Source organism: Streptomyces sp. BK79 (assembly GCF_044142145.1).
In the GTDB taxonomy this organism is placed as follows: Bacteria; Actinomycetota; Actinomycetes; order Streptomycetales; family Streptomycetaceae; genus Streptomyces.
On the sequence record NZ_JBHVOC010000010.1, the window covers coordinates 120,364 to 141,142 of the forward strand.

Annotated in this window: 20 protein-coding genes; 13 read left to right on the forward strand and 7 right to left on the reverse strand. The window is 76.4% G+C overall.

Annotated elements, in window-relative coordinates:
• The first annotated feature begins 43 nt into the window (after positions 1 to 43).
• Positions 44 to 937 (forward strand): sporulation protein, encoded by an 894-nt coding sequence (locus tag ACFIF2_RS14680; protein WP_395573065.1) that lies wholly within the window; start codon positions 44 to 46, stop codon positions 935 to 937.
• A 146-nt stretch (positions 938 to 1,083) separates the two neighbouring features.
• Positions 1,084 to 1,329: a twin-arginine translocase TatA/TatE family subunit gene (locus ACFIF2_RS14685; RefSeq protein ID WP_395573066.1), complete on the forward strand. Its 246-nt coding sequence runs from the start codon at positions 1,084 to 1,086 to the stop codon at positions 1,327 to 1,329.
• 37 nt (positions 1,330 to 1,366) lie between these two features.
• Here the strand turns inward: ACFIF2_RS14685 and ACFIF2_RS14690 are convergent, their stop codons facing one another.
• Positions 1,367 to 2,065 carry a TetR/AcrR family transcriptional regulator gene (locus tag ACFIF2_RS14690; protein ID WP_395573067.1) on the reverse strand — a complete coding sequence of 233 codons (699 nt, stop codon included), beginning with the start codon at positions 2,063 to 2,065 and terminating at the stop codon, positions 1,367 to 1,369.
• Between the two features lie 142 nt (positions 2,066 to 2,207).
• Here ACFIF2_RS14690 and ACFIF2_RS14695 point away from each other — a divergent pair, with 142 nt between their 5' ends.
• Positions 2,208 to 3,425 carry a cytochrome P450 gene (locus ACFIF2_RS14695; RefSeq protein ID WP_395573068.1) on the forward strand — a complete coding sequence of 406 codons (1,218 nt, stop codon included), beginning with the start codon at positions 2,208 to 2,210 and terminating at the stop codon, positions 3,423 to 3,425.
• Here the strand turns inward: ACFIF2_RS14695 and ACFIF2_RS14700 are convergent, their stop codons facing one another.
• Both ACFIF2_RS14700 and ACFIF2_RS14705 read right to left on the reverse strand, forming a co-directional pair.
• Positions 3,426 to 5,060, reverse strand: coding sequence for a penicillin-binding transpeptidase domain-containing protein (locus ACFIF2_RS14700; protein WP_395573069.1), 1,635 nt, complete (start codon positions 5,058 to 5,060; stop codon positions 3,426 to 3,428).
• Positions 5,061 to 5,089: 29 nt separating this feature from the next.
• Entirely contained in the window at positions 5,090 to 6,154 is a 1,065-nt protein-coding gene (locus ACFIF2_RS14705; protein ID WP_395573070.1) for an alpha/beta hydrolase family esterase, read from the reverse strand.
• Between the two features lie 84 nt (positions 6,155 to 6,238).
• Between ACFIF2_RS14705 and ACFIF2_RS14710 the strand changes: the two genes are divergently transcribed.
• Together ACFIF2_RS14710 and ACFIF2_RS14715 are read left to right on the forward strand one after the other, a co-directional pair.
• Positions 6,239 to 7,201: a LysR family transcriptional regulator gene (locus ACFIF2_RS14710; protein WP_395573071.1), complete on the forward strand. Its 963-nt coding sequence runs from the start codon at positions 6,239 to 6,241 to the stop codon at positions 7,199 to 7,201.
• A complete protein-coding gene (locus tag ACFIF2_RS14715) occupies positions 7,198 to 8,076 on the forward strand; it encodes a serine hydrolase (RefSeq protein ID WP_395573072.1) in 879 nt (292 codons plus the stop codon). Before ACFIF2_RS14710 ends, ACFIF2_RS14715 begins: the two co-directional genes overlap by 4 nt.
• 100 nt (positions 8,077 to 8,176) lie before the next feature.
• On the opposite strand, the gene ACFIF2_RS14720 is transcribed toward ACFIF2_RS14715, so the two are convergent.
• On the reverse strand, positions 8,177 to 9,826 hold the full coding sequence (locus tag ACFIF2_RS14720; RefSeq protein ID WP_395573073.1) for a right-handed parallel beta-helix repeat-containing protein: 1,650 nt from the start codon (positions 9,824 to 9,826) through the stop codon (positions 8,177 to 8,179).
• Between the two features lie 192 nt (positions 9,827 to 10,018).
• On the opposite strand from ACFIF2_RS14720, the gene ACFIF2_RS14725 reads away from it, so the two are divergent.
• The 4 genes from ACFIF2_RS14725 to ACFIF2_RS14740 all read left to right on the forward strand — a co-directional run bounded on the left by ACFIF2_RS14725 (position 10,019) and on the right by ACFIF2_RS14740 (position 13,995).
• On the forward strand, positions 10,019 to 10,390 hold the full coding sequence (locus ACFIF2_RS14725) for a DUF6479 family protein (RefSeq protein ID WP_395573074.1): 372 nt from the start codon (positions 10,019 to 10,021) through the stop codon (positions 10,388 to 10,390).
• A 261-nt stretch (positions 10,391 to 10,651) separates the two neighbouring features.
• Positions 10,652 to 11,152: an FxLYD domain-containing protein gene (locus ACFIF2_RS14730; RefSeq protein ID WP_395573075.1), complete on the forward strand. Its 501-nt coding sequence runs from the start codon at positions 10,652 to 10,654 to the stop codon at positions 11,150 to 11,152.
• A gap of 101 nt (positions 11,153 to 11,253) precedes the next feature.
• On the forward strand, positions 11,254 to 12,234 hold the full coding sequence (locus ACFIF2_RS14735) for a nucleoside hydrolase (RefSeq protein WP_395573076.1): 981 nt from the start codon (positions 11,254 to 11,256) through the stop codon (positions 12,232 to 12,234).
• Between the two features lie 90 nt (positions 12,235 to 12,324).
• Positions 12,325 to 13,995 (forward strand): glycoside hydrolase family 13 protein, encoded by a 1,671-nt coding sequence (locus tag ACFIF2_RS14740; protein ID WP_395573077.1) that lies wholly within the window; start codon positions 12,325 to 12,327, stop codon positions 13,993 to 13,995.
• Between the two features lie 136 nt (positions 13,996 to 14,131).
• On the opposite strand, the gene ACFIF2_RS14745 is transcribed toward ACFIF2_RS14740, so the two are convergent.
• Positions 14,132 to 14,860 carry a GAF and ANTAR domain-containing protein gene (locus tag ACFIF2_RS14745; RefSeq protein ID WP_395573078.1) on the reverse strand — a complete coding sequence of 243 codons (729 nt, stop codon included), beginning with the start codon at positions 14,858 to 14,860 and terminating at the stop codon, positions 14,132 to 14,134.
• Between the two features lie 361 nt (positions 14,861 to 15,221).
• Here ACFIF2_RS14745 and ACFIF2_RS14750 point away from each other — a divergent pair, with 361 nt between their 5' ends.
• Positions 15,222 to 15,416, forward strand: a complete 195-nt coding sequence (locus tag ACFIF2_RS14750) for a hypothetical protein (protein ID WP_395573079.1) — start codon at positions 15,222 to 15,224, stop codon at positions 15,414 to 15,416.
• Positions 15,417 to 15,474: 58 nt separating this feature from the next.
• On the opposite strand, the gene ACFIF2_RS14755 is transcribed toward ACFIF2_RS14750, so the two are convergent.
• Positions 15,475 to 16,554: a hypothetical protein gene (locus ACFIF2_RS14755; protein ID WP_395573080.1), complete on the reverse strand. Its 1,080-nt coding sequence runs from the start codon at positions 16,552 to 16,554 to the stop codon at positions 15,475 to 15,477.
• Positions 16,555 to 16,618: 64 nt separating this feature from the next.
• Positions 16,619 to 17,860 carry a PP2C family protein-serine/threonine phosphatase gene (locus tag ACFIF2_RS14760; protein ID WP_395573081.1) on the reverse strand — a complete coding sequence of 414 codons (1,242 nt, stop codon included), beginning with the start codon at positions 17,858 to 17,860 and terminating at the stop codon, positions 16,619 to 16,621.
• A gap of 68 nt (positions 17,861 to 17,928) precedes the next feature.
• Here ACFIF2_RS14760 and ACFIF2_RS14765 point away from each other — a divergent pair, with 68 nt between their 5' ends.
• From ACFIF2_RS14765 to ACFIF2_RS14775, 3 genes are all read left to right on the forward strand, one after another.
• Complete coding sequence (locus ACFIF2_RS14765) at positions 17,929 to 18,408, forward strand: hypothetical protein (RefSeq protein ID WP_395573082.1); 480 nt, start codon at positions 17,929 to 17,931, stop codon at positions 18,406 to 18,408.
• A 262-nt stretch (positions 18,409 to 18,670) separates the two neighbouring features.
• Positions 18,671 to 19,585, forward strand: a complete 915-nt coding sequence (locus ACFIF2_RS14770) for a hypothetical protein (protein WP_395573083.1) — start codon at positions 18,671 to 18,673, stop codon at positions 19,583 to 19,585.
• A 150-nt stretch (positions 19,586 to 19,735) separates the two neighbouring features.
• Entirely contained in the window at positions 19,736 to 20,743 is a 1,008-nt protein-coding gene (locus ACFIF2_RS14775; protein WP_395573084.1) for an endonuclease/exonuclease/phosphatase family protein, read from the forward strand.
• The last annotated feature ends 36 nt before the right edge of the window (positions 20,744 to 20,779 follow it).

Here is a 20,779-nt window from a genome sequence, read left to right on the forward strand (position 1 = left end):
CCGACCGCACGTCTTCCCCGAACGTGAAGGAGAGAACGCCTCGATGGTGCCCAAGCGGCTGCTCGGTTCCCTCGGCGTGGGCGGGCCCACGGTGGACACGGTCCTCGACGCGGGAGCCGCCCGGCCGGGGGGCACGCTGTCGGGCCGCATCGAGCTGACCGGCGGCGTCGACGGCCACGCCATCGAGGAGATCACGCTGGAGCTGGTGGCCCGCGTCGAGACCGGACCGCACGGAGACGGGCCGGACGGAACCGGGCCGTACGGAAACGGGCCGGACGGAGACGGAGAGGGCGGAGACGGGGAGGGCGAGGGCGTCGTCGTCTTCGGCCGGCACACCGTCGGCGGGGCGTTCCGGCCGGCCGCGGGCGAGCGGCGCGGCGTGCCGTTCGCCGTGCCGCTGCCCTGGGAGACGCCGGTCACCGAGCTGCGCGGCCGGTCCCTGGGGGTCGTGCTCGGGGTGCGCACCGAGCTGGCGGTGGCCGGCGCGCGGGGCAAGGGCGCCCCGGACCCGCTCGCCGTGGCCCCGCTGCCGGCCCAGGAGGCGGTACTGGAGGCGTTCGAGCGGCTCGGCTTCCGTTTCCGCTCCGCGGGCCTGGAGTACGGCCGGGTCGGCGGCACCGGGCAGCGGCTGCCCTTCCGCCAGGAGATCGCGCTGACGCCGCCCCCGCGCTACGCCGGCCAGGTCGCCGAGATCGAGCTGACCTTCCTGGCCGTGGCCGGCGCCCTGGAGGTGGTGCTGGAGGCGGACAAGCGCGGCGGCCCGTGCGCCGACGGCCACGACGCCCTCAGCCGCTTCACCGTCCCGCACGAGGGGCCGGCCGCCTCGCGGGACTGGACCGATCTGGCCGACGGCTGGATCCGGGAACTGGTCGAGCACCGGGCGTCGTACGGCTCCCACGCCGTCTACGGCCACGAGTCCGGGCACCGGCCCGGCTGACCGCGCCGACGCCACGCCCGCCGCCCCACGCCCTCGGCCCGCCGCCCCACGCGTTCGGCCTCCGAACCCGCGCCGTTCACCGGTTTGCCGTAGATTTCCCGCGGGCCCGTGCCGCGGGCCCGCACCGTACGTCCCCAGGGAGGGCCGTGTTCGGACTGAGCGAACTCGCGATCATCCTCATCATCGTCATCGCCGTCCTCGCCGCCAGGAAGCTCCCCGAGCTGACCCGCTCGGCGGGCAGGTCGGCCCGCATCCTCAAGGCCGAGGCCCGTGCGATGAAGGACGAGGAGCGGACGCCGGCGCGGGAGGGGGAGGCGCCGCGCGTCATCCCGGGTGAGGCGGTCCGCCGCGACGACACCGGGGACGGCGGCCCCGCGACGCCCCGCGGCTGAGGGCGCCGACTCGCACGTCACGCGTCCCTGGAGGCCCTCACGCGTCGGCCGTCGCGGGGCCGCCGGCGCGGGTGCGGTGGGGGCCCAGCTCCCGCAGCACGTCGCCCAGTCCGTCGGCGGTCAGCGCGGGCGCGGGCAGGGGCTCCGAGGCCGGCGCGGCGCGCAGGCCGGCGAGGAGCAGGGCGAGCGGGCGGCGCCAGGCGTCCGGCACGGTCGCGGCGGTCAGGGCCGGTACGGCGCGGCCGAGCGCGGCGAGCGCGAACAGCACGTCCTCGGTGGTCACGTCGGCGCGCACGGTGCCCTCGTCGCGGCAGCGGGAGAGCAGCGCCTCCACGGTCCGGCGGTTGTGCTCGTGCACCGCCTCCAGGCTGTCGACGCCCCGCAGGTGGGTGGTCATGAGGTCGTTGGCACCCCGGTCGGCGGCCAGGGCGCCGAAGACCTCCTCCAGGTAGGCGGTCAGCCCCGCCCACGCGTCGGGCGCCTGCCTGGCCCGCGTCCCGGCGTCCATCGTGTCCGTCAGCGCGTCCCGGAAGACGGCGTCCACGAGCGCGGCGCGGGTGGGGAAGTGCCGGTAGAGCGTCGCGTTGCCGACACCCGCCCGGCGCGCGATCACGTCCAGCGGCGCGTCCAGCCCCTGCTCGGTGAACACCTCGTGGGCCGCCTCTACCAGGAGCCCCCGGTTGCGCCGCGCGTCGCTGCGCAACCGGGGCGTTCCGTCGTCCGCGCCGCCGCTCATCCTCGTCCTCCGGGTCGTACGTTCCCGGCCGGTCGGGCCGGGAGGGTAAGCGGGGAGCACTCCCCGCGCCCGCGACGCCGATGCTATCGTCGCCCTCAGAAACGGGGGCAGCTCCCCGCTTACCCCTCTCCCGGGAGGCCCCGTGCCCGCACCCACCCTTGAGGAACTGGCCCCGCCCGGACACGATCCGGTCACCGACCCGTACGCCGTCTACGCCGTCCTGCGTGCCCGGGGGCCCGTGCACCGGGTGCTGGTGCCGGGGAGCGGCGAGTGCTGGCTGGTCGTGTCGCGGGACGCGGCCCGGGCGGCGCTCACCGACCCGCGGCTGCGCAACGACATCCGGCACTCCGCGTCCTGGCGCACCGACGGCGGACACGCCCTCGGACGCAACATGCTCCAGAGCGACCCGCCGCTCCACACCCGTCTGCGCCACCTGGTCGCCGGCCACTTCGCACCGGGCCGGATCGCCGCCCTGCGCCCCCGCGTCGAGCGCGTCGCCGACGGCCTGCTCGACGCCCTGCCGGCGCGGGGCACGGCGGACCTGGTGGGCCGGTACGCGCTGCCGCTGCCGGTCACGGTCATCTGCGAGCTGCTGGGCGTGCCCGAGGGCGACCGCGGGGACTTCCACACCTGGTCGCGCGAGCTGGTCATGCCCACGTCGCCCGAGGCGGCGGCATCGGCGGCGGGCGCGCTGACCGGCTTCCTCACCGGCCTGACCGCCCACAAGCGCCGCACACCGGACGACACCCTCCTCAGCGACCTGGCCGTCGCCGCGGACGACGGCGCCCTGACCGCTCAGGAACTGCTCGGCATGGCCTTCCTCCTCCTCGTCGCCGGGCACGAGACGACGGTGAACCTGATCTCGGCCACCGTCCACGGCCTCCTCACCCACCCCGCCCAGCTCGACCGCCTGCGGGCCGAGCCGGAGCTGACCGAGCGGGCGGTGGAGGAGTCGCTGCGCTATCACTCCCCCGTCCACGCGTCCGCGTTCCGGTTCGCGGCCGAGCCGCTGGAGCTGGCGGGCACCCGGATCGCCGCCGGCGACCCGGTGCTCGTCTCCCTCGCCGCGGCCTCCCGCGACCCCGCCCACTTCCCCGGCCCCGACCGCTTCGACATCGGCCGCCGGACACAGGGCCACCTGGGCTTCGGCCACGGCCTCCACCACTGCCTCGGCGCCCCGCTGGCCCGCGTCGAGGCCACCGTCGCCGTACGCCTGCTGTTCGCACGGCACCCGTCGCTCACCCTCGCCGCCGACCCCGCCACGCTCACCTGGCGCACCAGCACCCTGCTGCGAGGACTGGCGGAACTGCCGGTGCGCCTCGGGCCGGCCCGCCCGGCGCCGGCCCCCGGGCCGGGGTGATCAGGACGGGTCCTCCGGTACGGCGGACAGCAGGCTGTGGACGACCGGGCCCGCCGAGCCGCCGCCGGTGACGCCCTCCTCGACGACCACGGCGACGGCGACGTTGCCGCGGTGGGCGACGAGCCAGCCGTTGTTGTCCTGGTCGTCGGAGACCTCGGCGGTGCCGGTCTTCGCGCCGATCTCGCCGGGCAGGTCGGCCAGGACGCGCGCGGTGCCGTCGGTGACGGTGGCCCGCATCAGCGCGCGCAGCTCGGTGACGACCTCGTCGGGGAGCGGCTCGGTGCGGGTCTCGTCCGGGTTGCCGGCGGTGACGGACGGCTGGTGGAACTCGCCGGAGACCGCGGTGGCCGTCACCGACGCCATGATCAGCGGGTTGGCCTGGACCCGGCCCTGCCCGATCATCGACGCGGCCTTCTCCGTCTCGTCCTTGGGCACGGGCACCGACCCGTCGTACGTGGGGATGCCGATGTGCCACTCCTGGCCGACGCCGAAGTGGGTGCGGGCCACCTCGCCCAGCTCGCCGTCGTCGAGCTTGCCGCGCAGGCTGATGAAGGCGGTGTTGCACGACTCCGTGAAGTCCTTGCGGAAGGTGGCGCCGGGGAACTCGGAGGTCTCCACGTTCTGGAACTTCTTCCCCACGGTCAGGTACTTGGGGCAGTCCACGACGTCGTCGGGTTCCACCGCGCCCTTGAGCAGCAGGGCGCTGCTGGTGACGAGCTTCCAGGTGGAGCCCGGCGCGTAGGTGCCGGAGGCGGCGCGGTTGAAGCCGGTGGCGGGGGAGTTGGCGAGGGCGAGGACCTCGCCGTTGTCGACGCGCAGGGCGACGAGGGAGGCGTTCTTGCCGTCGGCCTCGGCGAGGGCCTTCTCGGCGGCCGACTGCCAGGTGGCGTCCAGGGTGGTGCGGACGGGCTCGCCGTCCGTCGCCGGGTCGGGCTCCTTCCCGAAGGACGCCTCGGTGCGCACCTTCTCGCCGGTGGCGCGGTCGATCAGCTCGACCGCCCCGCGCGGACCGCCGCCGGTGCCGCCGGCCAGCCGGCCCAGGAGCGGGGTCAGGGACGGGTACGTCCCGTCCGAGAGGGAGGTCCCCTCGCGGTCGGTGACCTCCGGCGGGGTCGTCTCCTCGCGCTCCAGGCGGAACTTCTCCGTGTCGCTCAGCCTCGGGTGCACCAGCGACAGCCGCCAGTCCACCTTCCAGCCGCCGTCCTCCTGTTCGCGCAGCGGCAGCCGTGAGGTGTAGGTCCAGGTGCCCAGGCCGGTGACCGGCATCCTGGCGGTGAACGGGACGCCGAGGGTGCCGTCCTCGGCCTCCTCGGCGTCCCCGGCGGCGGTCAGCGCGGGCTTGTCGATGTCGAGCCCGGCGGTGAAGCTCTGCAGCACCTCCTGCGCCGTGTCGGGCCTGGTGGTGCGGGCGGCCGCGCTCGGCAGGCGCCCGGCGGACCAGTCGGCGAGGAACGCGCGGGCCTGCTTCATCGCGGCGGGGTCCGGGCCGTCGTCGCCGCGCGCGAAGGGGCCGAGGCCGGCGGCGTACGAGCCGCCCGCGGCGATCGCCAGGACGACGCCGGCGGCGGCGAACGCCCGCACGCCGTTGCGCGGCCGGCGGCGGCCGGGAGGGGTGAGGGGAGAAGGGTCCGGCATCGGGCTTCCTGTCTGTGGGTCGGGCCGCGTCACCGGTTCGGGCCGGCGGCGAAGAAGTCGAGGATCGTGCCGGTGGCGTCCAGGGCCCGGCTGGTGGGCCCGAAGCTCTTGGGCGGGGTGAGGGACGATCCCGGCCAGGTGTGACCGGCGCCGTGGACGACGAGGAGCTGGACGGTCGGGGCATCGTCGGGGGCCGGGGCGTCTCCGGTGGCCGGGGTTTTCCTCAGGCGCCAGACGGTGCGGTCGTAGCCCTGTTCCGTCTCCGTGACCGGCTTGCCCGCGCCGCCCGCCGCGGCGAACGCCGCCGCGCTGTCCCGGGCCGACAGGCTCGGGAGGATCGGCTCCTCGGGGTCCGGCGGCGGCGAGGGCCAGCCCGCGAGGGGGCGTACGGGGTCGTCGGCGCCGTAGACGACCATGACGGGGACCGGGCCGGTGGGTTTCACCGCGGCGTCGCCCGCGGGGAGCTGTCCGGAGACCGAGGCCGCGCCCGCCAGCAGGCCGGGACGCTGGGCGGCCATCCGCAGGGCCATCGAGCCGCCGTTGGAGAACCCGGCGACGTAGACCCGCCCGGGGTCGGCCCGCTCGGTGCGGACCAGGTGCTCGATCAGGGCCTCGGTGAACCGCACGTCGCGGTCGGGGTCCGGCCTCTCGCGGGTGGCCCGCGTGCCCGCGCCCCAGCCGTGGCCGAGGCCCTCGGGGTAGGCGACCAGCATGCCGCGCGCCCCGGCGGCCCGCTCCAGCGCGCTCTGCTCGCGCAGCTCGGCGGCGTCGGACCCGCGGCCGTGGAACGCGACGACGAGCGGCCTCGGGCCGTCGGCCGCGGGCGGCCGGTGCAGGAGGTACTGGCGGGTGTGGCCGTCCACCCGCAGCCGGGCGCGGACCTCGGACGCCGTGGTGGACGCCGTGGCCGAACCGCCGGGGGTCGCGGACGGGCCGCTCGCTGACGGGCCGCTCGCCGACGGTGCCGGCGGTGACGCGTCCGGCCGCCCGGTCTCGGTGGCGCAGCCCGACAGGGACAGGGACAGTACGAGGCCGAGCGCGAGCGCGCCGGGCCACCGGCGGGGGCGCGGTGTGGGGTCACGGAAGGAGCGCATGGCCCGAGGAGAGCAACCCCGCCGGCCCGTGTCCAAGATTCATATGGATGTCGGATCGATCAATCCCCGATATGATTACTGGTCGTGGACCTGGTACGGCACCTGGAGTGCTTCGTGGCTGTTGCAGAAGAGTCACACTTCGGGCGTGCCGCAGCCCGTCTCGGCATGGCCCAGCCGCCCCTGTCGCAGCGCATCCAGCGGCTGGAACGGGAGCTGGGCGTCCGGCTCTTCGAGCGCACCAGCCGGCAGGTGACGATCACCGAGGCGGGCACGCTGCTGCTCGCCGAGGCCCGCGAACTGCTCGCCCGTTCCGACTCCTTCCTGGCCGCCGCGCGCCGCATCCGGGACGGCGAGAGCGGGCTGCTGCGCGCCGCCCTGTCCCCCGACATCTCCGGCGAGACGGTCGCCGCCCTGCTGGCGGACTTCCGGCGCCGTCGCGCGGGCCTGGAGCTGGAGCTGCACGAGCTGTCCACCGCCCAGCAGCTCGCCGGCTTCGCCGCGCACGAACTGGACGTCGGCCTCATCCACCACCCCTGCGACGTCACCGGCCTGGAACTGGGCCCGGTCCTGCGCCGCGACCTCGGCGTGCTGCTGCCGCGCGGGGCCGCCGAGGCGGAGCCCGACGCGGTGCCGCTCGCCTCCCTCACCGGCTACGACCTGGTCCTCTTCCCGCGCGAGAACGCCCCCGCGGTCTACGACGACCTGCTCACCGCGTGCGCCCGGGGCGGCTACACGCCGGCGGCCGTACGGCACGGCCAGGGCGCCAGTTTCGTACGCGGTCTGGTGCTGTCGTCCCGGGCCGTCGCCCTCGGACCCCGCGACACCCGGCTCGCGGCGCCGGCCGACCCGGATCTGGTCTGGCGGCCGCTGGCCGGGGACCCGCTGGCCTGGCGGCACTCCGTGGCGTGGCCCAGGGGCCGCGGCGACGCCGCCGTCGGCGCCTTCGCGGACGCGGCCACCCTCGCCCTGCGCACCACGGCCGGCGCCCGCGCCGAGACCGGCGCCCGGCCCCTGCACCTTCGTCCGGCATCGGAGTTCTGGCTGTGACCGACAGCGCCGTCACCGGCCGCCTGCACGCGGCCTTCGCCGATGCCGGGGTCACCGGCTGGCTGCACGCCGTGGACCTCGACTCCGGCGCGCAGGTCGAGGCGGGCGCCGACCAGCCGGTGTGCACGGCCAGCGTCCACAAGGTGTGCGTCCTGGTGACGCTGCACGAGCTGGCGGCGGCCGGGGCGCTCGACCTCACCGAGCAGGTCGCGTGCCCGCCGGCCGGGCGCACCCCGGGGCCCACCGGGCTCGCGGCCATGCTCGACCCGGTCCGGCTGTCGCTGCGCGACGCCGCGCTGCTGATGATGTCCGTCAGCGACAACACCGCCGCCGACCTGCTGCTGCGACGGGTGGGCCTGGACGCCGTCAACCGGACCACGGCCCGGCTCGGCCTCACCCGCACGCGGGCGGTGTACGGCTTCGGCGAGATACTGGAGACCATGCGCGAGGACGCCGGTCCGGACGGTGCCCGGGCGCTGACCGACCCGCACGTCATCACCCGGCTGCGCGCCCTGGACCCGGCCCGCACCAACCACAGCACGCCCCGCGACATGACCCGCCTGCTCGGCGCCCTGTGGCGGGACGAGGCGTGCCCGCCCGAGTACGGCGCCGCCATGCGCCGCGTCATGGGCCTCCAGGTCTGGCCGCACCGCCTGGCCTCGGGTTTCCCCTTCGACGACGTCCACGTGGCCGGCAAGACCGGCACCCTGCCGACCCTGCGCAACGAGGTCGGCGTCGTCGAGTACCCCGACGGGGGCCGCTACGCCGTGGCCGTCTTCACCCGCACCGCCCAGACCGCGGCGACCCTCCCGGCGGCGGACGCGGTGATCGGCACGGCGGCCCGGATCGCGGTGGACGCGCTGCGGGCCCCCTGAGGAACGCGCGGCGTGCCGGGCGCGGCGTGCCGGGTCCGCCGCGCGCGGGCCGCGTCAGCGGTCGTCGTCCGCGAGCTTCAGCGGTCGTCGTCCGCCAGCGTCAGCCGTCGTTGTCCCGCCAGCGTCCGCCGCTCGGGGCCGAGTCGAAGCGGGTCGCCGCCGAGGCGTTGCCGCCGAAGTCGTTGCCGGAGATCCGGCCCCCCGTCCAGGTGGCCTCGGGCGCGATCCACAGGGCGTGCGTCTGGGTGCGCGGGCGCCCGTCGTCCCGGACGCGGTTGCCGTGCACGTACGGGTGGGTCACGGCGGCGGCCGCGGTGAGGCCGGTGCGCGGGGCGGGGGAGCCGGGAAGGCGGTAGGCGGCGCCGGGGGCAGGGGTGCCGTCCTGGCCCCCGGCGCCGGAGCCGTGGGGCCAGGCGGTCGTCGCGCCGGGGCGTTCGGGGGCGAGGGTGAGTCCGGTGGCGGTGTTGTCGGTGACCACGGCGGTGACCTCGCCGTCCGGGCCGGCGACCGTCAGCTCCTTGCCGCGGTGGCCGCCGGGGAGCCAGTGGGCGTTCCGGTCGGTCAGCGACAGCGGACCGCAGGTCACGCCCGCGCCGCCGCCCCGCGTCGCCGGCGCGGCACGGCGGCCGTTGTTCCGGATCCGGTTGCCGTGGATCGCCGGCTCGTGCAGCGGGGCGTCGACGCGGATGCCGTCCAGGCCGTTGTCGTGCAGGTCGTTGGATTCCAGGACGATGTCCGTGGCGGCCTCCTGGTCACCGCCGGCCAGGTTGTGCTGCCAGTAGCCGTACCGCCCGTTGCCGCTGACGCGGTTGCCGCGGAAGGCGTACGGACCCGGCGTGTTGCCGAGCGCGATCCCGTCCCCGGCGTTGCCGTCGATCACGCACCCGGTGACGATGCCGCCGCGCCCGCCGACGCTGGTGGTGCCCTGCGCCGACACGTCGAACCCGGCGACGTGGTTGCCGGTCATCACGCAGCCGGTGACCAGCAGCCCGTCGGCGCCCCAGTCGGAGATGCCGTAGCGGTTGCCCTCGGTGTGGCAGGCGGTGACGCGGATGCCGCGCGGCGGGACCCAGTCGTCCTGCTGGAGTTCGAGGAAGATGCCGTTGGTGCCGTTGCCGAGGGCCGTGCAGTCCGTCACCGCCAGCCGTTCGACGGGCCCCCAGCCGCCGACCCCGATCCCGATGCCCGCGCCGCCCATCTCCTCGCCGGGGTCCTGCCGCCCGCACCGCTCGGCGAGCACGCCCTCGACGACGGTGTCCTGGAGGAAGTCGCACCCGAAGCCGGTGGCGGCGGTGTCGTGGATGTACAGGTCGCTGAAGCGCCCGCGCAGCACGTACTGGAGGCCGAGACCCTTGGCCAGCACCTCGTACTCCTCGGTCCGCACCCCGGAGCCGTCGATCTCGAAGTGGGCGAAGGTGACGTCGGCGATGTGGTTCTCCCGCCCGGCGCCGTGCTGGGCGGTGGTGAACCAGGCCAGCGGGACCGGCTGCGTGGGGGCGCCCGGGTTGGTGAGCGCGAAGCAGGTGGCGCCGCGTCCGGCGCCGGTCAGCGAGACGCCGCTGCGCCAGCGCACGGGCCGGTCCCGGATCACGTACCGGCCGGCGGGCACCCGCACGGTGCGGGGCCGTCCGTCGGCCGCGGTGGCGTCCCCCAGCGCGTCGACCAGTTTCTGGAGTGCCGGCCCGTCGTCGGCGGTGCCGTCCCCGACGAGGCCGTACGCGTGGGCGTCGGCCGTCAGCGGCGCGGTCATGCGGGCGCTCCTTCCACCGGCGGCGCGGGTGGGCGGTCGGGCTCGGGCTCGGTGCCGTGCCGCCGCACTGCGCGCCGGGTACCAGGCTCCCGGGCCTCCCAATCACACCTCCGGACCGCCCTCGCGGGCCCTCCGGAAGCCCGATGGGAGATTCCTGGCGCTTTATCCCATTTGGGGGTACATAATCAGAACATGAGTACGGCAACGTATGAACTGCTGGCCGCGTCCTCCCACGCGCTGAACATGACGGTCGCCTTCATCGGCGGGCTGGTGATCGCCGGCGCGCTGATCTGGGCCGTACGCATGGGCCTGAGGGTCATGGAACGAGAACCCGAGCGCCCCCACGCCGACGAGCACGGCAAGCTCCCCGCCACCGGCGCCGTCCACGAGGAACGGGAGATGCGGGAACCGGACGAGATCCCGCTGACGACGGACGGGAGCCCGCGGCTCATGCCGTACGAGCTCCGCCACTCGGGCAGCCGCCGGGGTGACGACCAGAGCCGGCGACGCTGGCAGCCGGGTTCGAGCGGAGCCTTCGGCAGCGGCGGCCCCGGACACGTCTGACCGACCGGACACGTCCGCCTGGCCCTCCTCCCCAGCCCCGCCTCCAGCCCTCGTCCCCCCGCCCCCAGCCCTCAGCCCCCGCCCCGGCCCCCCGGCCCGCCGTGACCAGCACGTCGCGGCGGGTCGGGGCCCGTGCATCCGCCGTCCCCCGTCCCCCGTACGGCCACCGCCGCGTGCGCGACCGCACCCGCGGTCCTTCACTGGAGGGGACCCGCGTGCTCGCGCGGGCGGACGCGTACTCACCAGGCCCCTGGAGGCGACATGGCCGGTCACCGGGTACGACGGGCGGTCGGCGCGGTGGCGCTCGCGGGCGCCGTGCTCGCCGGGTGCTCCGACGGCGGCGGCGACGGAGACCCGCCGTCGGACGCCGGCAGCGAGGCCGCGAGCCGGGCCGCGTCGGCGGCCTCCTCGCTGGCCTCCCGGGGCTCGGACGCCGTGGCCTCGGCGACGGCGGAGGCCGGGCGGTGGCTGGAGGACATCCAGGGAGGCGCCGACGTCAAGGGCGACGTGCGGCTGGGCGCCCCCGGGACCGGCACCGACGGCCGCACCACCGTCGAGGTCACCGCCCGCAACACCGCCGGCTCCGCCAAGTCCTTCGCGGTGCAGGTGAACTACACGGACGCCGGCGGCACCCTCCTCGACACGGTCGTCGTCACCGTCCCCGACGTACCGGCCGGGGAGTCGGGCCGCGCCACCGCCCGCAGCAGCCACGACCTGCCCGGGGAGCCGCGCGCGGTGGTGGCCCGCGCGGTGCGCTACTGACGCGGCCTGCGATCCTCCGACGGCCTCCCGGGCGGTGGGACGACGCCCCGCGCCCCCACGTAGGGTCACCGGGGCCCGCCCCCCAGCCCGAGGAGCCCGCAGTGACGACCGCCTCCGCCGACCGGCCGCCCATACCGGTGATCATCGACTGCGACACCGGCATCGACGACGCCCTGGCCCTGCTCCTGGCGGTCCGCCACCCCGGACTCGACCTGCGCGCGGTCACCTGCGTGGCCGGGAACACCGACGTGGAGGGGGTCGTACGGAACACCCTGACGGTCCTGGAGCAGGCGGGCGCCGGCGACGTCCCCGTGGCCCGGGGTGCCGAGCGCCCGCTGATCGAGGGCGTGCGCACCGCCCGGCACGTGCACGGCCACGACGGCATGGGCGACCTCGGCCTGCCCGCGCCCGGCCGCACCCCCGTCGACGTGGACGCGGTGGCCCTGCTGCGCCGGGAGATCCTCGCCTCCCCGCGCCCGGTCACCCTGATCCCCACCGCCCCGGCGACCAACATCGCGCTCCTCCTGCGCACCCACCCGGAGGTCACCCGCAACATCGAGCGGATCGTGTTCATGGGCGGCGCGGTGGCCACGGGGAACGCGACGCCGGTCGCCGAGTTCAACGTCTGGCACGACCCGGAGGCCGCCGCGATCCTGCTCACCGCCGGGGTGCCGATCACGATGTACGGGCTGGACGTGTTCCAGCGGGTGATCGTCCCGGGACCGGACGTGCGGCGGCTGCGGGCGAGTACGGAGCCCGGCACCCGCCTCGCCGGTGAGCTGCTCGCCCACCGCGGCCCGGCCACCGACGAGTCGGACCCCGGCGGCGGTCTCGGCGACGCGGGCGCGGTCTGCGCGGTGATCGACCCGGCGGGCCTGACCACCCGCCGGCTGCCCGTCGAGGTCTCCCTCGCCCCGGGGCCGGCCCGCGGCCAGACGATCGTCGACCGCCGCGCCCGCCCCGGCGAGTCCGAACTGCACGAAGGAACGCGCGAACAGCCTCTGGTGGACGTGGCGTTGGACGTGGACGTGGCCCGGTACGTGGACCTGTACCTGGGAGCGGTCGAACGCCGAGGAGCGTAGGCCCCGGCGCGTCGCGGGCGCGCGGGTTCACTTTTCGGGTGATGTGGACAGATCTATTCGTGTCGCCCGCACGCTCGCGAAGGAGACCGCGTGTCCGTACGCAGCACCACCAGCACGCCCGATCTGTCGTCCCAGGACCCCGACTGGTGGCGGCAGGCCGTCATCTACCAGGTGTACCCCCGCAGCTTCGCCGACGCCGACGGCGACGGGCTCGGTGACCTGCGCGGCGTCACCCAGCGCCTGTCCCACCTGGCCGCCCTCGGCGTGGACGCCCTGTGGCTCAGCCCGTTCTACCCCTCCGAACTCGCCGACGGCGGCTACGACGTCGACGACCACCGCGACGTCGACCCGCGCCTGGGCACCCTGGACGACTTCGACGCGATGACCGCCGAGGCCCACCGCCTGGGCCTGAAGGTGATCGTCGACCTCGTCCCCAACCACAGCTCCCACCGCCACGCCTGGTTCCAAGAGGCCCTGGCCGCCGCCCCGGGCTCCGCCGCCCGCGACCGCTACGTCTTCCGCGACGGCCGCGGCGAGCACGGCGAACTCCCGCCCACCGACTGGCAGTCCGTCTTCGGCGGCAGCGCCTGGAAGCGGGTGCCCGACGGGCAGTGGTACCTGCACCTGTTCACTCCCGAGCAGCCCGACCTGAACTGGGACAACGAGCAGGTCCGCGCCGACTTCCGCACCACGCTGAAGTTCTGGTGCGACCGGGGCGTGGACGGCTTCCGCGTCGACGTCGCCCACGCCCTGGTCAAGGACCTCACCGAGCCGCTGCGCGACCTCGGCTCGCCCGAGCTGAGCAGCGAGGCGGCGCTCGCGGGGTTCGCCCCCGGCACCCACCCGTTCTACGACCGCGACGACGTCCACGAGGTCTACCGGGACTGGCGCAAGATCTTCGACACCTACACCCCGCCGAGGATGGCGGTGGCCGAGGCCTGGGTCCCGGGCGCCCGGCGCGCGCTGTACGCCCGCCCGGACGAACTGGGCCAGGCCTTCAACTTCGAGTACCTCGAAGCGGGCTGGGACGCGGCGGAACTGCGCGAGATCATCACCGGCTCGCTGGCCGACGCGCACGCCGCCGGTGCCTCGGCGACGTGGGTGCTGTCCAACCACGACGTCGTCCGGCACGCCACCCGCCTCGCCCTCCCGCCGGGCACCGACAAGGACGCCTGGCTGCTGTCCGGCGGCCACGCGCCGGCCGTCGACGCGGCGGCCGGACTGCGCCGGGCGCGCGCGGCGACGCTGCTGATGCTGGCGCTGCCCGGCTCGGCCTACGTCTACCAGGGCGAGGAGCTGGGGCTGCCCGAGGTGGCCGACCTGCCCACCGAGGTGCTCCAGGACCCGATCTGGGAGCAGACCGGGCACGTCCGCAAGGGCCGCGACGGATGCCGGGTGCCGCTGCCGTGGACGACGGAGGGCCCGTCGTACGGCTTCGGCACCGGCGGGGCGTGGCTGCCGCAGCCGCCGGACTTCGCCGCGTACGCCGTCGAGGCGCAGGACGGGGTGGCGGGCTCGACCCTGGAGCTGTACCGCACGGCTCTGCGCCTGCGCCGCAAGCTGCTCGACGGCGAGTCGCTGACCTGGGCGGACGACGTCCCGGACGGAGTTCTCCGGTTCGACCGCTCGGACGGCTGGCGCTGTGTCACCAACCTGTCGGCGACCACGGTCGACCTGCCGGCCGGTGAGGTGCTGCTGAGCAGCGCGCCGCTGGACGACGGCCGCCTGGGCCCGGACACGACGGTGTGGCTGGGCCTGTAGTACCGAACCGCCCCGGCCCTCCGGGCGCGCGAGTGCGCGCCCGGAGGGCCGGGGCCTGCGGGGGCCGGGGAGGCCGACGCCGTACGAGGGCCGGGGAGGCCGGGGGCCGGAGAGGCCGGGGACCGGCGGGCAGGTCCTAGGGGGCGTCGCGGTCGAAGCGGCGGCGGTGGGTGAGCACGTCGTGGGCGACGTCGTGGGCGGTGCGGCCCCGGGCGAACGCGTCGCCGCGCAGGCGGGCCAGGGCCTCGTCGGCGCCGACACCCAGCTGGGCCATGATCATGCCGACCGCCTGGTAGACCTCGTCGTGGTCCCCGGCCAGCTCGTCCAGCCAGGAATCCTCCCCGAGCGGCAGCGCCATCAGCGCCACGGTCATGATCCCGGCCACGAGCCGGGCGAGACGCAGCTGCGGGCCGGTCAGGGCGCCGGGGGCGTCCCGGTAGAGGTCGAGGGTGCCCAGGCAGACGCCGTCGCTGCCGAGCGGCAGTGCGAAGACCGCCCGTACGCCGACCGCCGTCGCCTGCTGGGCGAAGACGGGCCACCGGCCCGCGTCGGCCCCCGCCGTCAGGTCGCCGGCGAGCACCGGGACGCCCGATCCGGCGGCGCTCACACAGGGCCCGTCACCGAGGGTGGTCTGTATCTCCGACAGGTACGAGGCCCGGTCACCGCTGGCGCACAGCCGTACCGGTACGCCCTCGCCGCGCAGCGACGCGCTCGCCCCGCTCACCGGCAGCAGGCGCACCGCCAGCTCGCACAGCCGTGCGGGCACCTCGCCCGGCGGCGCGCCGCGGAGCCGGGCCGCGATCAGCTCGGCGGCGTGCGGCTCGTCCGGGGGCCACCGGGGTTCGTCGCTGGGCCGCACGCACACCGCCTCCTTCGTTCACGCGGCCGGGGCACGACTACCCCTGCCCGACCCGGGGAAACCCGAGGCGGGACGCGGTCCGCGGGCGGGCGACCGGCGCTCTCGGACGCAGGGGGCCGCAGGAGTTCCACCGGCCCGTGCGGCCGGGCCGGGAGCCCTCTGCAGCGGCTGCTGCGCGGGGCCGGCCGGCCCCAGGTTCGTCGTGCCGGGCGCCGTGCGGTGTCCGAGGCCCGTGCGGCAGGCGTCGGGGGCCGCCTCCAGCCGGCCGCTCTTGCCGTCGTGCTCCGACGGCCCTAGGTTGAATCGTGGATCGAGTCTGCTCGACCGAGCTTGGCACACGGCCCGTACGAGCCCGTCAGAGGACACCGTGCCCGACCGCCCCCGCACCGCCGAACGCCACGTCAGAGCCCTCGCCGCCGCCGTCGCCGCCGTGGCCTGCCTGCAGCTGGCCGCCGGCGTGGGCCCGACGGCCGCGGTCGCACCGCCTCCCACGGCCCCCGCGCCGGACACCGCCCCGGTCCCGGACTCCCTGACCGGCGGTTCCGACGGCACCGGCGGCTGAGGCGGCCGGGACGCCGGGACCGCCGGGGACAGCCGGGACCGCCAGGCATCGGCCCCGCTCACCCCTGGGTCTGCAACCGGCTCAGTTCCCGCCGCACGTGGTCCAGTGCGCCCTCGCGCCTGCCGGGCACCCGGCCCCGCAGCGCGGCCAGCGCGGCGCCCAGTTCGCGGGCGGGCCCGGTGTCACGGATCTTCCCCCACTGGTGGTGGGCCCGGTCGACGGCCGCCTCGACCGCGGGTGCCTCGGGCGGCTGCCCGGCGCCCAGCCGGGCCTCGGCCACCGTCAGCCACGCCCGGCAGCTGCGTACCGGGTCCCCCGCGAACATCGCCAGGTCGGCCCGGACCTCCGTCCAGTGCAGGGCGTCCTCCGAGCCGGGCCCGTGCGCGTGGGCGGCGGCCCGCTCGTACCGCGCGGCGAGCGCGTCGGCGTCCGCGTGCCGCCCCGACTGCACGGCGGCGGCGATGACCGCGTGCGGGTCGCCCTCCACCGGTCCCGGCGCCGCCAGGACCAGGTCCGCGCCGGCCGGCCCGCCGCCCACGGCATCCTCGGCCGCGGCACGGGCCAGCGCCTGCCGGTGCAGCTCGTCCGGCGGCGGCCGGTGCCCGCTGCGCAGGATCGTGGCGACGGCACGCATGTACGCCGGGGCCCCCACCGTCCGCCGCGAGGGCGGCGGCGCGACGCGGCCGTAGACGGCGTTGTTGCGCCCGCAGTCCAGCGGGTTCGCCCGCAGCCACTGCCAGGTCTCCTGGTCCGCGTGCAGGTCGAGCAGCAGCGTCGTCGCGCCGCTCGGCCGCAGCCGCAGCTCCTCCCGGATCCAGTGCCAGGGCAGGGCCGTGTAGCGGACGGTCGCCGGTGTCGTACGGGCCAGCGCCAGGTGCGGCAGGCGCTGACGCCGGTCCAGCTGGAGCTGGCCGACGACGTAGACGGTGAGCGGTCCGGGGGCCGCCGCCGCGGCCCGCAGCCGGGTGAGGACGGCCTGCGGCTCCAGCGGGTCGGCGAGCTCGACGACGTTCGCGGTGTCGGTGCCGGAGAGCACGGCCGGCGGCACGGCCGCGAGCACGGGGAGCACGGACGCGGCGTCCACCAGCCCTCCCCGGCCCACGGGCGACGCCGCGAGCAGCAGCACGGTTCCGGGCATGTCCCCTCCCCCTGTCGATCACGTACGGCAGCACCGTAACCGCTGCGGTCGCGGAGCGGGACACTCAGTCACCGGCCGGCCCCTCCCGCCGCCGTACCGCGAAGACCGTGGTGTCGTCCTCCAGCCGCCCCCGGCAGTGCCGCAGCGTGCCGTCCCGCACGAGTGCCACCAGCCGCGACGGCTCGGCGTTCGCGGGGTCGGCGGCGACGGCGTCGGTGACCGCCTCGGCGTGCCGGTAGAAGCACCCTTCGGCGTCGCGCGCCTCGGTCACCCCGTCGGTGACCACCAGCAGCGTCTCGTCCGCGGCGAGCGCCAGCCGGTGCACCGGCGGTGTCTTCGGACCCGGGACGAGGTCGCCCATGCCCAGCGGCAGCCCGCCGACGGCCGGCAACCGCCGCACGCCGCCGGGGCCGGCCGCCAGCGGGGGTTCGTGTCCGAACACGGCGGCGTCCACGGCGTCGGGCAGGTCGTCCGAGAAGCCGACCAGCACGGCGGTGGCGAACCGGTCGCCGTCGGCGTGGCCGAGGGCGGCGGTGTGCGAGCGGTGGCGCCGCATGCGGATCTCCAGGCGCTCGGCGACCGTCGCGAGGTCCGGCTCGTGGTACGCCGCCTCCCGGAACGTGCCGAGCAGCGCGGCGGCCGTCTCCACCGCCCCCAGCCCCTTGCCCTGGACGTCCCCGACCAGGACGCGGGTGCCGTGCGGGCCGGGCTGGATGTCGTAGAAGTCGCCGCCGACCCGGGCCACGGTGTCCGCGGAGAGGTAGACGGCGGCGTGGTCGAGGCCGCCGAAGCCCGGCGGGAGGGGGCGCAGCACGGTGCGGCGGGTGGTGTCGGCGATGTCCCGCATGTGCAGCATCCGCCGCTCGCCGTCGACCCGGACCGCGGCGGCCACCACGGCGATGGTCCCGCCGACGGTGACCAGGAACAGGCCGGGCAGCCCGGTCTGCTCGCGGTGCTGCCAGGTGGTGTCGGCGAGGACGTAGACGCCGACGGCGGCCAGCGCGTAGAGGGCGGTGGTCCGCACCCCGCAGATCGCGGCGGCGACGCCGGGCACGAGGACGGTCCAGGAGATGATCTCGTACCTGCCGGTCCTGGTGTCGGCCAGGACGATGCCGGCGAGCATCAGCAGCGGGAAGAGCCAGGCCACGCTGTGGCCGCGCACGCTGAGCAGTTCGTGCCGGGACACGGCGTCGCCCCGGCCGGCGGCGTGGACGAGCCGGCCGAGCAGCCGCCACCGGCCGCCTTCCGGCCTGCGGACGCGACCCCTCACGGGCCCCAGCGAAACACGCTCCCCGGCGGCACGCATCCTGACTTGCCGCCCGGGCCGCACAGGTGTGCGCTGGTAGTCGGGGGCGAGGCGAGAGGAGTGCTCCCATGGCTCACGCGGTACCGGCACGCGGAACGTCCACCGGGACGTCCACCGGAACTTCCACCGGGACGGGCCCGGGCGCCCGTACGACGACGCCGGACGTCTTCGACGAGCGGACGCACAAGGTGGCGAAGTGGGCGGTGCCCGTCGGGATCGGGCTGGTCTACGGCTACTGGGCCGCGTCCATCAACCGCCACGGCGGACCCATCACCGGCTGGAACCTGCTGTTCGGCTTCCTGACCGTCCTCGCGTTCGTCGTGCTCTACGCCGTGGTCCGGGCGGTGGCCCAGCGGCTGCCGCGCGAGGGGCACGCGGTGCTGTGGGGCGCGTTCGCGGGCAGCGCGCTCGGGTTCCTGTACGCGCAGAGCGGCGTGGCGATGTTCACCTGCGTCGTCGTGTCCCTGCTGCTGGCGGCGGCGGTCTTCGCCGCGTTGTTCTACCGCTACTACACCCACGAGGACGCGACGGGCCACCGCATCGCCTGACGGGCGGCCCCGTCGGCGGGGCGGGGGGGCGAGACCGGGGCCGGGGGGCGGGGCTGGCTGGCTGGCTACACAGGTGGGTGCTCGTCCGCGGCCCCTGGGCCGGACCGGACGGCACGCCCCACCGCCCCCTCGCGTCCTCCTGGCCGGACGGGCCGCCGTACCCCGCGACCGCCCCGGGCGGGACGCCCGTTCGGTCCGGTCGCGGGGGCCATATGCAGTCACGCCGGTCGCCCGCGCCGCTCCCGGCGTCTTGCCTGGAAGGGTGTCGCCACGTCTTCGGAGCACCCTGCCGACCGTCCTGATCGCCCTCGCCTGCCTGCTCGCGCCGTGCGGCACGCTGGCGGCCTGGGCGGCGTACGGGCTGGCCGACACGGGGCGGTACGTCGCCGCCATGGCACCGCTCGCCGGTGACCCGGACGTCCGGGAGGCCGTCGCCGACACGGTGGGCGACGGGGTCGTGGACGCGGTCGCGGCCGGCCCCGTGAACGGCTCCGTCCGGCTCTTCGCGCAGGACGCGGCACGTTCGTTCACCGGCACCGACGCCTTCCGCGAGGGCTGGAACGCGGCCCACCGCGCCGTCCACGAGGCCGTACTGCGCGCACTGCGGGACGAGGGGGCGGCCGGCCGGCCCGTCACCGTCGACCTGGCCCCCGTGACGGCCCGCGTCAAGGACCGGCTCGCCGCGGACAACGTGCCGTTCGCCCGGCGCATCCCGGTCCGGCACACCACGGTCACCGTGCTCCCGGCCCACGAGGTGGACCGGCTCAGGAAGGGCTACCACGTGCTGGACGTCGCCGCTCTGTGGCTCCCGCTCACGGCCGTCGTCTTCGCGCTCACCGGCATCGCCGTCGCCGCCTGCCGCCGGCGCGCGGTCACGGCCGCCGGGATCGGCACCGCCGTCGGCGGCGCGCTGCTGGCCCTCGCCGTCGTGGTCGGCCGCCGCCTCACCCTCGCCGAACTGCCCGACGCGGTGAACGACCCGGCCGCCGGCGCCGTCTACGACGCCCTCACCGGGACCCTGCGCACGGCGTCCTGGCTGCTGGTCGTCCTCGGCCTGACGGTCGCGCTGGCCTCCTGGCTCGCCGGCCGCTACGGCCACCTGCTGCACCGCCGCCGCTTCCCCCCGGCCGACCCCGTCGACCCGGCACCGCCCCACCCGACCCGCGCCCGCCTGTGAGACGCCCCGCGCTCCCCGACCGGCTCCGACGCGCCCCCGCGGGGAGTCCCACGCGGGGCGCAGCGCGTCCCGTGCGCGCAACTCCCGGGGCCCGGTTCCCGTCCTTGAGGGAGGATTCGGGCATCACCCCCACGAGTGAAGGGCCGGGACTTGGACACCGACACGGCGACCGGTGAGTGGACGGACTCCCGCGACCGGCCGGCGGCCCGCCGTGCCGGGTGGCGGCCCGGGGCCTGGTGGGCGGCCCTGCTGTTCGCCGGCGTGAGCGTGGTCGTCGGCTGCCGCGTCGCCGACACCGACGGCATCACGCCGGTGCCGCAGTTGCTCGCCTTCCTGCCCTGGCTGCTCGTACCGGCCGGCGCCGGCCTGCTGCTGTCGCTGCTCGCCCGGTGGTGGACCGGCGCGGTGTGGGGCGTCGCGCTGCTCGGCCTGCTGGCCTGGTTCATCGAGCCGTACGGCACGACGGACGAGCCCGCCGGGCCACCCGTGGCCGAGCTGCGCGTGCTGACGTCGAACGTCGAGTTCGGTCAGGGGACGGGCGAGCTGATCGCCGCCGTACGGCGCGAGGAGCCCGACCTCGTCTTCGTGCAGGAGTGCGAGTACACCTGCGACGCGGCGCTACGGCGCGAGCTGGCCGCCGACTACCCCCACCGGCGGGCCGTCGAGGGCGGCGGCTCCGAGGGGTCGGTGATCCTGAGCGTCTTCCCGCTGCGGGCCGCCCCCGGCGTCCCCGCCACCATGGGCATGCCCGGTGCCGTCGCCGACGTGCGCGGCCACGCCGTACGCCTCCAGCTCGCCCACCCGATGCCGCCGCTGCCGGACCAGGTCGGCCTGTGGCGGAAGGAACTGGACGCCCTGCGCGACGCCGCCGCCGAGGACACCGGGACCCCCGCCGTCCTCGCCGGCGACTTCAACGCCTCCCAGGATCACGCCGCCTTCCGCCGCCTCCTCGACACGGGGCTGCGCGACGCGGCCCGGCTGGCCGGGGCCGACCGCACGGTCACCTGGCCGGCCCGGACCGCGCCGGCGTTCGGCGTGCAGATCGACCACGTCCTGGTGTCGGAGGAGTTCGCCGCGCACCGCGCCCGGTTCCTGGACCTGGCGGACACCGACCACCGCGCGCTGGTCGTCGACCTCACGCTGCACGGGGCCGGCTGACACCGGCCCCGCTCAGCGGGCGCGCACGGCAGGGGT

What these genes read in the sequence shown, in the direction of transcription:
- ACFIF2_RS14700 (WP_395573069.1), bottom strand. Translation starts at nt 5,060, where the DNA reads ATGCCGGACCCTTCTCCCCTCACCCCTCCCGGCCGCCGCCGGCCGCGC.
- ACFIF2_RS14755 (WP_395573080.1), bottom strand. Translation starts at nt 16,554, where the DNA reads ATGCCCGGAACCGTGCTGCTGCTCGCGGCGTCGCCCGTGGGCCGGGGA.
- ACFIF2_RS14680 (WP_395573065.1), top strand. Translation starts at nt 44, where the DNA reads ATGGTGCCCAAGCGGCTGCTCGGTTCCCTCGGCGTGGGCGGGCCCACG.
- ACFIF2_RS14730 (WP_395573075.1), top strand. Translation starts at nt 10,652, where the DNA reads ATGGCCGGTCACCGGGTACGACGGGCGGTCGGCGCGGTGGCGCTCGCG.
- ACFIF2_RS14705 (WP_395573070.1), bottom strand. Translation starts at nt 6,154, where the DNA reads ATGCGCTCCTTCCGTGACCCCACACCGCGCCCCCGCCGGTGGCCCGGC.
- ACFIF2_RS14760 (WP_395573081.1), bottom strand. Translation starts at nt 17,860, where the DNA reads ATGCGTGCCGCCGGGGAGCGTGTTTCGCTGGGGCCCGTGAGGGGTCGC.
- ACFIF2_RS14765 (WP_395573082.1), top strand. Translation starts at nt 17,929, where the DNA reads ATGGCTCACGCGGTACCGGCACGCGGAACGTCCACCGGGACGTCCACC.
- ACFIF2_RS14720 (WP_395573073.1), bottom strand. Translation starts at nt 9,826, where the DNA reads ATGACCGCGCCGCTGACGGCCGACGCCCACGCGTACGGCCTCGTCGGG.
- ACFIF2_RS14725 (WP_395573074.1), top strand. Translation starts at nt 10,019, where the DNA reads ATGAGTACGGCAACGTATGAACTGCTGGCCGCGTCCTCCCACGCGCTG.
- ACFIF2_RS14690 (WP_395573067.1), bottom strand. Translation starts at nt 2,065, where the DNA reads ATGAGCGGCGGCGCGGACGACGGAACGCCCCGGTTGCGCAGCGACGCG.